Here is a 14,638-nt window from a genome sequence, read left to right on the forward strand (position 1 = left end):
TTATGCTACTTGAGCTAACGCTTTTACCCAAGGACGTTTATGCTCATCTTTTAATAATGCGACACGATAACGCAAAATACTAAACCAAAGCATAAAAATCATTGAGCCCAAAATGGCTAATAGTAATGGAATTAGCATCTCAACCGCCATAGACGGTTTATCAAATTTGGTAATGGTCGCACCTTGATGTAATGTATTCCACCACTCAACCGAGAAATGAATAATCGGGAGATTAATAACGCCTACGATAGACAAAATCCCTGCCGCTTTTGCTCCAATATTACGATCTTGAAACGCTGAATACAAAGCCATCACACCTAGATACAGGAAGAAAAGCACCAAAGCCGAAGTTAAACGAGCATCCCATACCCACCATGTTCCCCACATTGGTTTACCCCAAATCGCCCCTGTGGCAAGCGAAATAAACGCAAAGGTAGCACCAATCGGAGCCATAGAAATCATGGCCAAACTTGCTTGGCGAATTTGCCAAACTAATGCAACAAGTGCAGCAACTGCCATAGAGCCATAAACTCCCATAGACCAAATTGCTGCCGGTACATGGATAAAAATAATTCGATAGCTATCGCCCTGCTGATAATCTTTTGGCGCAAAAGCCAAGCCCCAAAGAAAGGCAATACTCAGCATCAACAATGCAATCACGCCTAATACTGGTTGGATTTTCCCTAGCAATTGATACTGGGTTTCCGACTTGGCATAAGGGTGTAACCACTTCCACATAAGAACCTCATTAAACTATAAAAAATCTATTTTGTAAATTTTTTGTTAAAAATAACCGCTTGCTATTGCATACTCACACGGAGTGCGCCTGCAATAGCAAATGGTGAAAAAGTGAGAGACAAAGCAAGTATGGCTCCCATAATTGCTAATTGCCCACTGTAACCTAAATTTAAACTCGCTGCTTCTAACACACTAGCAGCAAAAATTAACACAGGTAAAAATAGCGGCAAAATTAATAAACTTAATAGTGTTCCACCTTTACGTAGTCCCACAGTTAATGCCACACCAATAGCACCTAAACAACTTAAAATTGGCGTACCAACCAATAAAGTCAAAACTAACGCGAACCATACTTCAATCTCAAGTGAAAGCAAGATGGCTGTAATTGGCGATAACAAGATTAAAGGTAGCCCCGTCAGTAGCCAATGTGCAATTACTTTTGCTAACGCGACTTGTGGTAAGCCCGTAGGTAATAACATGAGCTGCTCAAGCGAGCCATCTAAATAATCATCACGAAATAATCTTTCAAAAGAAAGCAATGCAGACAATACCGCAGCTACCCATGCAGTACCCGAAGCAATTTTGCTCAATAATTCTGGATTAGGCCCCATCAATAACGGAAACATCGTAATCACAATAAGAAAGAACCATAGCGGATTTAAAATTTCCGCAGGCTTACGAAACGCAACTGTCAGTTCTCTTTGAATTATAGTTAGTAAAATCATGCGTTTTATACCTTAAATAGGTCAAGCGATAGTAATTGAACTTTTTGGCTCTGCGCAGTTTGGTGGCTAGTAAAAATGCACATTCCTCCTTGCTCACAATGCTGTTCGATATGTGAAATCAACTCTACGACCCCTTTTTTATCGATAGCAGTAAATGGCTCATCTAAAATCCATAATGTAGCATCAGTTAGCCATAATTTTGCCAATGCAACACGTCTATGTTGCCCTGCTGAAAGGTAAGAGCAAGGTAAATCTTCACGACCAACTAACCCTACTTTTGCTAAGGCATGCCAGAGCATATCATCATCTTGCGGCAAACCTTGAATTTTTTGGTAGTAACGTAAATTTTCCCAAGCGGTCAATTCCGGCTTAATTCCTGCAAAATGTCCTAAATAGAATAGGTGAGCATAATACTCGTCTCGCTGTTGTAAAATTGGCGCTCCATTCCATAGCACTTCGCCTTCTGCCGCAGTTGCTAACCCAGCCAAAATGCGCAATAAACTTGTTTTGCCAATACCATTATGCCCTTCGATTTGCCACCATTGCCCACTTTCCACGGTTAAATGACAACCTTCAAACAGACGCGTTTCACCTCGTTCACAGGCAATATTCACTAAGGATAATTGATTATTACTGCTCATTGTTATAATCCTAATACATCTTTGACGAAAGGCAGGGTTAATTTTCGCTGTGCCTGTAATGAAGCTTGATCTAAACGTTCTAGTTTTTCTTTTAATACAGAAAGATCTCGATCTAGGCGTTTCAGTAAAAAATTCGCTACTTCATCCGTTAATTCTAAGCCTTTATCGTAAGCGGTTCGCCGCAAAATTTCGCATTTTTGTTCATCTTTAAGATCGCCTAGATGGTGAACCTCCCCCCAACTTAAACGCGAACGTAGATCTTCTCGATCACGACTTAATTTAAGCTGTTGGGGTGAGCAGTCTGCACTAATGAGTAGCAAGGTTTTTTTCGTTTGGCTAAATAACCCATGTTGCTCACGTAATTGATTAATTAAATTAAAAATCGCCTGTTCCCACTCTGGATCGCCTACAACATATTGAATATCATCCAAGCAAATTACATCTAATTTATCTGCATTATCTAAGACCGCTGGTGAAAAATAGGCTAGCTTTTCTAACGGGATATAACTAGCTAGGCGATCATTTAGCAAATAATAGTGCGTAAGCGCTTTTAGCAGATGGCTTTTACCACTACTTTTAGCACCCCAAACATAGAAAAACGGCTGGCGTACTACATCAAAATTTTGACGCAGCGAATCCAGCAATGCAGCACCATTCTCTGCACAGAAGTTTTCTAGGGTTTCATCATCAATTTGGTGGATCGGTAGTGAGAGTTGCAAAATGATCTATTCAGCTAAAAAAATTGCAGGGAAGCATAACGGAAAAATCAATGGTTGAGAACCCTCAACCATTGATTTATAAGTAAAATTATTAATTGACTTTTAATTTTGTCCAGTTGTAATAACCATAAATTGAGTTAAGTAGGAATGCAGCATACATTGTATAAACAGCCGGACTATCCGCCCATAGCGCAATTGAAATGATATTAAGGGCAATCCAGAGTAACCATTGTTCACGGTAGCGCAATACCATTAAAGCTTGGGCGGCAACCACAATAATAGTTGTTAATCCATCTAAGCCAGTTGAGCTACCACCAAAATGATTAAGTAATTGCACAAAGGAGAGTGTCCCTAGCAACAAAAATGTAATGAGTGCAATCCAACCTTTAAGATCTAACGCCTTTGCTATAACCGCCTCAGCACCATTATCATTTTGCATATTTTGAGTCCACAAAAAGTAGCCTATAAACTGCGCGGGAATATACACATAGAGTGTCGTATTCATTTCCCCTAAAAAATTATTCGCTAAGGCTAAATAGAAGTAGCTATAAGCAAAGATCAAACCGAAAAAATAGTTACTAATTTTCCCTTTACTGATAAAGACATTACAAATGATGCCCGATACACCAGAAATCATGCCAATAACAGGCGCTTTGGCGTTCATGCCGTTGGTTTGAATATCATATATACCGCCCCAAATAATGGCAACGATACAGAAAATCAAGAAAGTTGCTTCCCACCATTTCCATCCACCAAACAGCTCTTGTATTGTTTTTTCAGCTAACTTTGAAAAATCCATATTGCCTCCCAAAGGATTAAAAATAAGCCTATTCTAATTAAATTTAAATCCATATTCTGTGATACATATCACATTTATAACCTGCAAAAAATTTAAATGAATTAGCAATAGACTCAGCTCATCTAATGCACTATAAATTATTCAAGCGAATATCAATTAACATATGCTCATTTTCTGGTGCATTTGCTTTTGCTTGTTCATAAGCACTCTTTGCCGCTTCTTTATCCCCTTTGGCTGCTAAAATGTCTCCAACAAACACCTGTTTACGCAAATCCCACGCTTTATCTTGAATTTTAGCTAATGTCGCTAACGCTGCATCAAATTGCTGAAGCTGGAATTCAACCGCAGCCAAACGAAAACGAATAACATTTTGCAATGTTGCATCGTCTGTATTACCAAGAGCTTGGTTTAATACATTTTTCGCTACAGTAAAATCTTGCTTATCCACTAATTGTTTAGCTTGTTCTAATTGAGCAAAAACGGCATAGTTTGTAGCTTGATTATCTGCAATAAATTTCTCAACAAGCGGTGTATTTTTCTCTGGATTTTGCAAATAACTTTCCATTACTTGCTGATAGCTTGCAGAGGTTTTTTGCGCCACTTCAACTTGATGATTTTTCCAAAAATTCCAACCAGCTGAAGCAGCTAAAGCTAAAATTATTGCCATTAAAATAGGCATACCATTTTGTTTCAACCAGCTTTTCGCCTCTTCAAATTGCTGTTCTTCTGTTTTATTTAAATAATCGCTCATTGAATGATCCTTATTTGAAAGAGAATAAGGGCAAATTGCATTTGCCCTTACAAATTAAAAATACTTCTGTAACTCTGCAACCAAATCTGTCTGTGCAATAACAATTTGCTCAGCCCCCGCCAATAAATCTTTCACAACCACTTGGTTTGCTTGCACTTCGCTTTCACCTAACACCAATGCAATTTTTGCGCCTGATTTATCCGCTCGCTTAAATTGCTTTTTGAAATTACCACCGCTCGCATGCATCATCACTCGCAGTTGCGGCAAAGCAGAACGTAGCATTTCTGCTAAGCGGAAAGCAGCAGCGGTCGTTCCCTCGCCCATATGCACGAGATAAACATCAACGGTACGTGCAAGCTCAATCGCTGGATTCACTTCTTGCACCAGTAACACTAAGCGCTCTAAGCCCATAGCAAAACCAACCCCTTCTGTGGCATGCCCGCCAAGTTGAGCGACTAAACCATCATAACGACCACCACCACAAACTGTGCCTTGTGCACCTAATGCGCTAGTTACCCATTCAAAAACGGTTTTGTTGTAATAATCTAAACCACGTACTAATTTTTGGTTTACTTCGTAAGCAATTCCCATTTGATCTAGGATCATACAAAGCTCTGTAAAGTGCGCTTTTGATTCTTCATCTAAGAAATCATGTAATTTCGGTGCGTTATTTAACACTTCTTGTAGCGCTTGGTTTTTAGTATCTAAAATGCGTAGCGGGTTAGAAATTAAACGGCGCTCACTATCGGGATCTTGTCTTAACACCTCGCGGTGATTTTCAAGGAATGCGACTAAAGCATCACGATATTTCTGACGAACCTCTTGCCCTCCAATTGAGTTAATTTGCAGAGTCACATGTTCGCGAATCCCTAGTTTTTCCCATAAACGGGCAGTGAGCAAAATTAATTCCGCATCGGCTTGAGCTGATGCGATACCAAAGATCTCTACTCCAGCTTGATGGAATTGACGATAACGTCCTTTCTGCGGACGCTCATAACGAAACATCGGGCCAATATACCATAAACGTTGTTCCTGATTGTAAATCCAGCCATGTTCAATCGCTGCACGTACACAACCTGCCGTTCCTTCTGGGCGTAAGGTCATTTTCCCTTCATTATTGTCATCACGCGAGAAAGTAAACATCTCTTTTTCAACAATATCCGTTGCTTCCCCCACGCCACGTTCAAACAATGACGTACTTTCTAAAATTGGAGTGCGAACTTCCGAATAGCCGTAACTAGAAAAAGTTTCACGAATGGTATTTTCTACCCATTGCCATAATGGAGTTTCGCTTGGAGAAAAGTCATTCATTCCTCGAATAGCTTGAATAGTTTTTGACATTAAATTTATCCTGATTTTGTAAAAATTTTAATGAATTTGATCGCTTGATCCAATATGAATGTAGTTAATGGGCGAATTACATTCGCCCATTAATAATTTTTTGGGGACGAATGTAATTCGCCCCTACAGTTTAAACCTGTGCAATATCAATACGTTGTGTCTGTTGTGCTACTTTCGCCCGAATTTTTGCCTCAAGTTGGTCAATAAGCTGGTCATTATCAAAGCGCTCTTTCTGGCGTACACCATCTAGATAAAAGCCGCTCATTTTGTTTGAACCAGTTACCCCTAAATCAGACACTAATGCCTCACCTGGGCCATTTACGACACAGCCAATAATTGAAACATCCATTGGCGTAATAATATCTTCTAAGCGTTGCTCTAAGGCATTTACAGTGCCGATAACATCGAACTCTTGGCGTGAGCAAGTTGGACATGCGATAAAGTTAATCCCACGCGAACGAATGCGCAGTGATTTCAAAATATCAAAGCCCACTTTGATCTCTTCCACAGGATCTGCTGCTAATGAGATCCGCAACGTATCTCCAATCCCTTCGGATAATAATAGACCTAAGCCAATTGCAGATTTAACCGCTCCTGCTCTTGCTCCGCCAGCTTCTGTAATCCCTAAATGTAAAGGTTGTTTGATCGCTTTGGCTAATAATCGGTAACTTTCCACCGCTAAAAAAACATCAGATGCCTTTACACTCACTTTAAATTGATCGAAATTCAATCTATCTAAGATCTCAACATGGCGCAAAGCACTTTCAAGTAAAGCTTCTGGCGTTGGTTCTCCATATTTTTCTTGAATATCTCGCTCAAGCGAACCCGCATTAACGCCAATACGGATTGGAATATTTTTATCCCGAGCACAATCTACCACTGCTCGAATTCGTTCTTCCTTACCGATATTACCAGGGTTAATTCGCAAGCAATCTACCCCATATTCCGCTACTTTTAAGGCTATACGATAATCGAAATGGATATCGGCAACCAACGGCACACTCACTTGCTGTTTGATCAACTTGAACGCTTCAGCGGCATCCATTGTCGGCACCGAAACACGAACAATATCTGCACCAACACGTTCAAGAGATTTAATTTGTGCCACAGTGGCTTCAACATCCGTAGTGCGTGTATTAGTCATGGATTGTACTGCGATCGGAGCATCTCCTCCCACTGGCACATTGCCTACCCAAATTTTTGTCGATTCACGACGTTTAATCGGCGCTTCTTTTAACATGTTTAATCCATTATTGTGGTAGTTTAATTCGTGCAACACGACCATCTACTTTTAACGGTACCTGCTCACCCTTGTAGTAGATTTTCACATTTGCTGGCGCGCCAATAGTCAAACGATATTGTTCATTGTTATTAAACGCCAGCACATCGCCTGAATTATAAAGCTTCTCGGCTAGGCTTTTTTTACTTTTCGGGGTACGTACCGTAATCCAGCTTTGCCCACCTGTAATTTCAATGCGTAATTCATCGTTACTCACAGCAGGCACAGGCTCTTCAGCCACGGTTTCTTGCTGCGGCTCGGCTAAAATAGCCGCGGCTGTTTCAAGAGGCATTGAATTTGCATTTTCTTGACGATTATCTACCGCTTGCGACATTTCTTGCACAGTTTGATCTAGTGTTGGTGTTTCACTGCTATGTTCTAGCTCTACACCCTCCTGCGTATTTTCAGCTGGTGCGGCTAATGCCAACTCCTCATGATTACTTGCCAAGTGGATTTCTGTACCACTATTTGACGTTGTTTCAGGTGCCGGTAGTGTTTGATTTACTGCCACTTCACTTGAACTAACTAATGAATCACGGCTTAGCTCATCTTTTTTATGCTCTTGCCACCACCAAGCGAGTGTCATACCAATAGCACATAATAAGATCAAACCCGTAAGCCATTTGACCCAACGGCTTTGCGACTTATGGTTGTTCGAAACCTTAATCGGCGCTGCTTTTTTCACCTCTTTAGGGATTGTCACTTCACCGTAATTTGCTTGCTGAATCAAACTTTCTGGCAAACGTAGAAAGCTAACATATTTACGTACATAGCCTCTCACAAAAGCAGGAGGCACATTAGCCAAAATAAAAATATCGTTTTCTAACGACTCAATATGGCTCTTTTTCAGGTTTGTTTTGTGTGCCACATCATCAATTGAAAGATTAAGGGCTTCACGGGCATTTTTAAGCTGCAGCCCCAAAGAAAGCGTGTCTAACGTTTCACTCATATTAAAAGTACTTTTTGAAAAAAATTGGTCGGAAAGTTTAAAGAGATAGTTGCCTTTTTGCAATCCCAAGCAGCAAAAAATGGCTATTCAACAATAGCCAATAAAAAGCTTGGATACGAATTTGCTCTATTTTGCTTTTTGCTGCACTGCAGCTTTATTTTCTTCTTCAACTTTTTCAACGCATTCATGCAAAATTAAATCAGCACCTTGCTTAATATAATTATCATTCCGCACGCTGCCTTTTTGTAGATCAAGCATCGCATCATGAATACCTTGAGTAGCGCTTTGCGTATCAATCAATTTCCAGCATTTTGGGCTCAGATAATTTGCTTTTGATTGAAAAGAATTTGCATCAATGATACCACTATAATATGCATAGATATTATGATCTAAAAAACGGTTCATTAAACTACCGCGAATTTGCTCAATTGGCAGACTATTACGATTATTAAAATAATCATCCACACCACGAATGTACGAATCAATATCGTAACTACCATTTACTCTATCTTCATAAGCTTGCGCTGTACCTGCATATGCAATTGCATAAGATTTCTGGTCAATCTGCTGCGGATCCATACGATTCCAGCTATTCGATGATGAATAGCAGCCCGCCAGCCAGATACCAACCCCGACTAAAAAACAAGATTTCATCACTCTTTTCATTTGATACTCCTCATCCTCAATGAAAATTTGTTACAATTCTAGCAAATGTTCCCTATTACGCAAAATTTTAAGGAAAGCGCATGAAACAGTATCTCTCTCTCTGCCAACGCATCGTTGAACAAGGTAAATGGGTTGAAAACGAACGCACCGGTAAACGTTGTTTAACCGTTATTAATGCGGATTTAACCTACGATGTTGCCAACGGTGAATTCCCATTAGTGACCACCCGAAAAAGCTATTGGAAAGCCGCAATTGCCGAATTGCTCGGTTATATTCGCGGTTACGATAATGCGGCAGATTTCCGCGCGCTTGGTACAAAATCGTGGGATGCCAATGCAAACGAAAACCACGCTTGGCTTGCAAATCCACATCGTAAAGGCGAAGACGATATGGGCTTAGTTTATGGTGCAGTAGGGAGAAATTTCCCTAAAGCAGATGGTAGCGGCAATATTGATTTACTTCGTCAAATTGTCGATGATCTTAAGCGTGGCGTGGATAACCGTGGCGAAATTTATACCTTCTATCACCCAGGTGCATTTCATATGGGGTGTTTACGTCCTTGCTTACATAGCCATCACTTTTCATTATTAGACGGTACACTCTACCTAAATAGCACACAACGTTCTGCTGATGTACCACTTGGCTTAAACTGGAATATGATTCAATGCTACACTTTCCTCGCATTAATGGCACAAATCACTGGACATAAAGCAGGCTTGGCTTTCCACAAAATTGTTAACGCACACATTTATGAGGATCAATTAGACTTGATGCGTGATGTACAGCTAAAACGCGAGCCGTTTGTTGCACCAAAATTAACGATCAACCCCGACATCAAAAGTTTAGAAGATCTTGAAACTTGGGTCACTCTCGATGACTTTGAAGTGGAAGGTTATCAAAGCCACCCAGCGATCAAATATCCCTTCTCGGTATAATTATTTAGGTGGGCTATCCCACCTAATTTAGTTAAATCCCATAAATTTTTTATATTTATTATTTCTACCCACTATTTTTTTATGGATTTTGTGGCACAATACGCACTTTTCCAATAACCCACTTTTTGACTAGGGATTTATTATGCAAAAAATTCTATTCCCCTTTGTATTTTCTAGCCTACTTTTAAGCGCTTGCGATCAACAAACGGCACAAACTGCCATCGTGCAAGCAGAATCACAAACCGCTTCACCAACACAAAATAATGAGCTTACACTTGCAACTATTGTCGCCCCTTGGGAAATCGGCAACCTTGAGCCGAACCAGTCGGGCGTCATTTTTCAGCGTATGAACTTAGCGGAAACATTGGTAGAGGCGGATCAACAAGGTAACCTTATTCCAGCGCTTGCCACCGAATGGCACAGCGATGAGTCAGGCAAAATCTGGACATTTACCTTGCGTGAAAATGTGTCATTCCACAATGGCAAACCGCTTGATGTGCAAGCGGTGGTAAATAGCCTAAACATTGCAAAATCTAAACCCGGTGTGCTAGCGAATGCTTTCATCAACGAAATTCGTGCCAACAATGACAAGCTAGAAATTGAGCTAAGCAAAGCCTTCGAGCCATTTCCATCATTTTTAACCCACTACTCTACGATTATTCTTGCCCCAGAAAGCTATAACAATGGAGGCAATGTCGTTGAACTTATCGGCACAGGTGCATTTAAACCCGTGCAAATTCAAGCACCACAAAAACTCTCTGCTCAACGTTTTGATGCCTATTGGGGAGAAAAACCACAGTTATTACAAGCCAACTATTTAGCCAGCAGCCGTAGTGAAACTCGTTCACTGATGGCACAAAGCGATGCTTCATCATTAGTGTTTAATCTTGATACGGCAAGTGTGGAACGTTTAAAAAACGATCCGAATCTGCAAGTCATTAGTGGCTCTATTGCGCGTACCATTCAATTAAAAATGGACGTGGCAAAGCCCTTTTTTAACGATATTGCGATTCGCCAAGCCCTATCACAAGCGATTAACCGTAAAGCGATTGCCGAGCAAGTGTTAAAAATTGAAGATGGCATTGCCGATCAGCTTCTGCCGAAAGGCTTTGAGGAATGGCGAGTTCAGGGCGAAATCCCAGCAGTAGATATTGCAAAAATTAAGCAAAATCTCACCGCTTACGGGTATGAATTTGATGCACAAGGCAATCTCACCAAAGATGGCAAGCCGTTTAGCTTTACCCTACGTACCTTTTCTGACCGCCCAGAACTGCCGATTATCGCTACCATTTTGCAAGCACAATGGAAACAAATTGGGGTGAATGTGAATGTTTCCGTTGGGAATTTCAGCGAAATCCCCGCAGGCCATCAAGATGGTAGCCTAGAAATGGCACTCTATGCCTTTAACTACGGTAAAACCTTAGATCCCTTTGCCATCATTGCCCAAGATATTGCCAATGGCGGTAGCGATTGGGGCGTAATGAACTGGCAAAATAGTGAGTTGGATAACGCAGTAAAAGCATTAGAAACTGAACGCAGTCCTGAAAAAGCCAAAGCGTTAAAACAGCAAATCAGCCAAATTATCAATGATGAATTGCCGATTATTCCTGTGGTCTATTATCAGCAAAATGTGGTGGCACATAAAGGTGTACAAAACATCACGCTTGATCCGTTTGAAAGACGTTTCTTTTTAGAAAAATTGGCGAAATAGAGGACGATGATTTAAATCATCGTAGGAACAGGGTTTATCCCTGTCCTGAATAAAAAGAGAAAAAATCTAACGTAGGGGCGAACCGATGTGTTCGCCCAAAAAATCATTAAAATCAATACAACGATAAATCATCAGGAGCATTATTTTGTTTCACATTCTCTTGCGCCGTCTTACCCAAATCCTGCTAGTGATTTGGTCGGTCGGCACATTAACCTTTATGCTCACTCGCCAGCTCTCGGGGGATATGGCATATCGCATAGCTGCCAGCCGCTATGGTTACGATCAAGCGGATTCTGCGGCTGCGGAAGCCGTGCGTGCTGAGCTGGGTTTAGATCTACCTTGGTGGCAAACCTATTTCTCTTGGCTGGGTGATTTAGCGCAATTTAATTTAGGTAAATCATTGGTGAGCGGCGATCCCGTTTGGGAAGAGTTACAGCATCAATTTGGGCATACACTGGGGCTGGCAATTGTCGCATTAGTCCTTGCCGTGTTGATTGGCCCAACACTCGGCGTGCTGGCAGCTCGTAAACCCAACGGCATTTTTGACCGCTTGACACTGGTATTTAGCAGCCTCTTTCGCTCCGTTCCTGCTTTTATTATCGCTATTGGGCTAATTGCACTTTTTTCCGTGCAGCTACGTTGGCTTCCCTCTGGCGGATATGGCAGTTGGCAACACTTTATTTTGCCTGCCCTAACGTTAGCAATTGGGCTCAGTGCCGTTTCAGTGCGAGTCACTCGCCAAGCAATGGTACAGGTTATGCAATCGGAATATTACCAATTTGCACGCTTAAAAGGATTAAGCCGTTGGCAAACCTTTGTGCGACACGGTATTCGCAATATCGCCGTGCCAGTGATTGCTTATCATAGCGTGCAGTTGATCTACTTAATTGAGGGAGTCGTGATCGTAGAAAGTCTCTTTGCTTGGCCGGGAAGCGGACACGCTCTCGTGCACGCCATTATTGCCCGTGATGTGCCCGTCATTCAAGGCACGGCACTGGTAATGGGGGGATTATTTGTCGTGCTGAATATGATTGCCGATCTCCTATCCGCTTGGATTGACCCACGCATTCGGGAGGGAAATCGTGAATAAATTCACCATCGGACAATGGGTAGGGGCATTTATCTTAGCGTTATTACTCTGCTTTGCTTTTTTACAGCCTTATTTTTACCCTGCTGATATTGGTTTTCAAGATCTCAGCAACATTCTCGCACAACCAGACAGCGAAAGCTGGTTTGGCACCGATCATTTAGGACGAGATATGCTCGCACGCCTTGCCTCTGCGATTCGTCTCTCATTTGGTTTATCGCTATTTAGTGTTGCCTGTGCATTGCTCGCTGGGCTTGCAACGGGGATTTTGGCTGGCTTATTTGGCTCTTGGATTGATCGAGTATTCAGTTTTTTATGCGATTTAATTATGGCATTACCAGGATTACTGTTAATTTTATTGTTTGCCGCGCTTTCACCCGGATCATTCTGGACGCTTTATCTCGGTATTTCGTTGGTAATGTGGGTAGAATTTTTCCGTGTGATTCGTGCGATCACCGCCACCATTGCCAGCAGTGCTGAGTTAGAATCTTCTCGCTTAATGGGTATGCCGTTATGGTATTGCATAAAACGCCATCTTTTACCCCGCTTGCTCCCATTGGTGGCAACCTTAACCGCTTTTTCTATCGGTAATGCGATTTTAGCCCTTGCAACACTTGGCTTTGTCAGTGTCGGATTACGCCCACCAACAGCAGAACTCGGGCTAATGATGACGGAACTTTTCCCTTACTACTATCAAGCGCCTTTGATTTTCTTGCAGCCTGTTGCCGTCGTATTTTTATTGGTACTCAGTCTGCAATTGTTGGCAGGGAAGATTAAATAAAATCCGTATAGGCGGACTGATGTGCCCGCCCGAGTATCAAATAAAAATCAGGGCGGACACATCGGTCCGCCTCTACAAAAGAAAATAAATAAAATGACCCTACTCAATATCAAAAATCTCTCTGTTCAAACCACACAAGGCTTAGAACTTGTTGAACCCATCAGTTTGCAATTGAACGCGGGGCAAAATATCACCATTTTAGGCGAAACAGGTTCAGGTAAAAGTTTGCTTATTCAAGCCATTATGGGCGCCTTGCCCGATGGCTTAAAAGCAAGCGGTGAAATTTCGGTAGAAAATTGCAATATCACTACCCAAAGCGACCGCTTGCAACTGCTTTGGGGTAAAACGCTGGTGATGCTTCCCCAAGAACCACGCCGTTCGCTCGATCCGCTAATGGCAATCAATCAACAGCTATGGGAAAGTTATCATTTTGTGGCACAGCAAGATAATGCGTCTGCCAAACAATCCAGTATTCAATATCTGACTCAACTAGGCTTGAAAGAAGCACAAACTCGCTATCCACATCAACTGTCTGGCGGTATGGCACAACGAGCGAGCTTTGCGATAGCAACCGCCGCTGGAGGGAAAATTCTGCTTGCCGATGAGCCAACCAAAGGGCTTGATCCAAACAGCAAAGCCGACGTGATTGCGCTACTCAAACAGGCTTATCAGCAAGGCGGTGGCTTACTCACCATCACACACGATATTGATGTTGCCAGTGAGCTTGGCGGCTATATTTTTGTGATGAAAAAGGGCAAATTAGTGGAAGAAGGGCGTGCAGAACAGTTACTTTCTCGCCCCCAACACCCTTACACCCAAGCCTTAATTAATGCCGATCCAAAACATTGGCAAGATAGGCAAAAAAATCGCCCAACGGAACCGCTTGTTTCAGTTCAAAATCTCAGTGTGGCACGGGGCGAACGCACGCTATTTAGCCGTCTTTCCTTTACGCTACATAAAGGCGAAGTGCTGGGGATTGTCGGACGCAGTGGTATTGGCAAAAGCACGCTTGCTGATGTGCTGTGTGGCTTACTCAAACCACAATCGGGAGAGGTGATTTGGCATTCGCAAACCCACAAAAAACACCAAGTGCTAAAACTCTACCAAGATCCACCTGAGGCGTTTGCCCCTAATGTGAGCTTGCAACAACTGCTAGACGATGTGATTGATTACCACCAATTAGATCGCAGCCAAACACCAAGTTTATTAACGCAACTTTCGCTCAACCCTGAGATTCTAAACCGCACGGCGGAGAATGTTTCGGGCGGGGAATTGCAACGTGTGGCAATTTTGCGTGCGTTGTTGCTCAACCCTGTTTTACTGTTTGCCGATGAAGTCACTTCTCGTTTAGATCCGATTACACAGCAAGAGGTAATCTCACTTTTAATTGAGCAGTGCCGAGCACGACATTGTGGGCTGATTTTAGTTAGCCACGATCCTTATTTAATTGAGAAAAGTTGCGATCAAGTGGTAGATTTGGAACAATATATCACCTAATTCCACTTACTGAAGGTAA

At 41.9% G+C, this 14,638-nt stretch carries 15 protein-coding genes; 5 read left to right on the plus strand and 10 right to left on the minus strand.

Annotated features, from left to right (window positions below; all coding sequences use genetic code 11):
• The 10 genes from F542_RS07145 to F542_RS07190 all read right to left on the minus strand — a co-directional run bounded on the left by F542_RS07145 (nt 1) and on the right by F542_RS07190 (nt 8,608).
• A complete protein-coding gene (locus F542_RS07145) occupies nt 1–738 on the minus strand; it encodes a heme ABC transporter permease (protein ID WP_015432177.1) in 738 nt (245 codons plus the stop codon).
• 62 nt (nt 739–800) lie between these two features.
• The gene (gene ccmB / locus F542_RS07150) at nt 801–1,463 is read right to left on the minus strand and encodes a heme exporter protein CcmB (protein ID WP_025267186.1); all 663 of its coding nucleotides are present in this window, start codon (nt 1,461–1,463) and stop codon (nt 801–803) included.
• A gap of 5 nt (nt 1,464–1,468) precedes the next feature.
• The gene (ccmA, locus tag F542_RS07155) at nt 1,469–2,104 is read right to left on the minus strand and encodes a cytochrome c biogenesis heme-transporting ATPase CcmA (protein WP_015432175.1); all 636 of its coding nucleotides are present in this window, start codon (nt 2,102–2,104) and stop codon (nt 1,469–1,471) included.
• Between the two features lie 2 nt (nt 2,105–2,106).
• Complete coding sequence (gene hda / locus F542_RS07160; protein ID WP_015432174.1) at nt 2,107–2,823, minus strand: DnaA regulatory inactivator Hda; 717 nt, start codon at nt 2,821–2,823, stop codon at nt 2,107–2,109.
• A 91-nt stretch (nt 2,824–2,914) separates the two neighbouring features.
• On the minus strand, nt 2,915–3,622 hold the full coding sequence (gene pnuC, locus F542_RS07165) for a nicotinamide riboside transporter PnuC (RefSeq protein WP_015432173.1): 708 nt from the start codon (nt 3,620–3,622) through the stop codon (nt 2,915–2,917).
• A gap of 130 nt (nt 3,623–3,752) precedes the next feature.
• On the minus strand, nt 3,753–4,373 hold the full coding sequence (locus tag F542_RS07170) for a YfgM family protein (protein ID WP_015432172.1): 621 nt from the start codon (nt 4,371–4,373) through the stop codon (nt 3,753–3,755).
• Nucleotides 4,374–4,427: 54 nt separating this feature from the next.
• Nucleotides 4,428–5,714: a histidine--tRNA ligase gene (hisS, locus tag F542_RS07175; RefSeq protein WP_015432171.1), complete on the minus strand. Its 1,287-nt coding sequence runs from the start codon at nt 5,712–5,714 to the stop codon at nt 4,428–4,430.
• A 130-nt stretch (nt 5,715–5,844) separates the two neighbouring features.
• The gene (ispG, locus tag F542_RS07180; RefSeq protein ID WP_015432170.1) at nt 5,845–6,954 is read right to left on the minus strand and encodes a flavodoxin-dependent (E)-4-hydroxy-3-methylbut-2-enyl-diphosphate synthase; all 1,110 of its coding nucleotides are present in this window, start codon (nt 6,952–6,954) and stop codon (nt 5,845–5,847) included.
• 10 nt (nt 6,955–6,964) lie between these two features.
• The gene (locus F542_RS07185; protein ID WP_025267187.1) at nt 6,965–7,942 is read right to left on the minus strand and encodes a RodZ domain-containing protein; all 978 of its coding nucleotides are present in this window, start codon (nt 7,940–7,942) and stop codon (nt 6,965–6,967) included.
• Between the two features lie 126 nt (nt 7,943–8,068).
• Nucleotides 8,069–8,608 carry a hypothetical protein gene (locus F542_RS07190; RefSeq protein WP_015432168.1) on the minus strand — a complete coding sequence of 180 codons (540 nt, stop codon included), beginning with the start codon at nt 8,606–8,608 and terminating at the stop codon, nt 8,069–8,071.
• An 80-nt stretch (nt 8,609–8,688) separates the two neighbouring features.
• On the opposite strand from F542_RS07190, the gene F542_RS07195 reads away from it, so the two are divergent.
• From F542_RS07195 to F542_RS07215, 5 genes are all read left to right on the plus strand, one after another.
• Nucleotides 8,689–9,543 (plus strand): thymidylate synthase, encoded by an 855-nt coding sequence (locus tag F542_RS07195; protein WP_015432167.1) that lies wholly within the window; start codon nt 8,689–8,691, stop codon nt 9,541–9,543.
• Nucleotides 9,544–9,685: 142 nt separating this feature from the next.
• Nucleotides 9,686–11,254, plus strand: a complete 1,569-nt coding sequence (locus F542_RS07200; protein ID WP_015432166.1) for an ABC transporter substrate-binding protein — start codon at nt 9,686–9,688, stop codon at nt 11,252–11,254.
• Between the two features lie 145 nt (nt 11,255–11,399).
• Nucleotides 11,400–12,344, plus strand: coding sequence for an ABC transporter permease (locus tag F542_RS07205; RefSeq protein ID WP_025267188.1), 945 nt, complete (start codon nt 11,400–11,402; stop codon nt 12,342–12,344).
• On the plus strand, nt 12,337–13,122 hold the full coding sequence (locus F542_RS07210) for an ABC transporter permease (protein WP_015432164.1): 786 nt from the start codon (nt 12,337–12,339) through the stop codon (nt 13,120–13,122). The genes F542_RS07205 and F542_RS07210 overlap by 8 nt, the downstream gene beginning before the upstream one ends.
• Before the next feature lie 93 nt (nt 13,123–13,215).
• A complete protein-coding gene (locus F542_RS07215; RefSeq protein WP_025267189.1) occupies nt 13,216–14,619 on the plus strand; it encodes an ABC transporter ATP-binding protein in 1,404 nt (467 codons plus the stop codon).
• Nucleotides 14,620–14,638 lie beyond the last annotated feature (19 nt).

The sequence above is a fragment of the Bibersteinia trehalosi USDA-ARS-USMARC-188 genome, from assembly GCF_000521725.1.
Taxonomy (GTDB): domain Bacteria; phylum Pseudomonadota; class Gammaproteobacteria; order Enterobacterales; family Pasteurellaceae; genus Bibersteinia; species Bibersteinia trehalosi.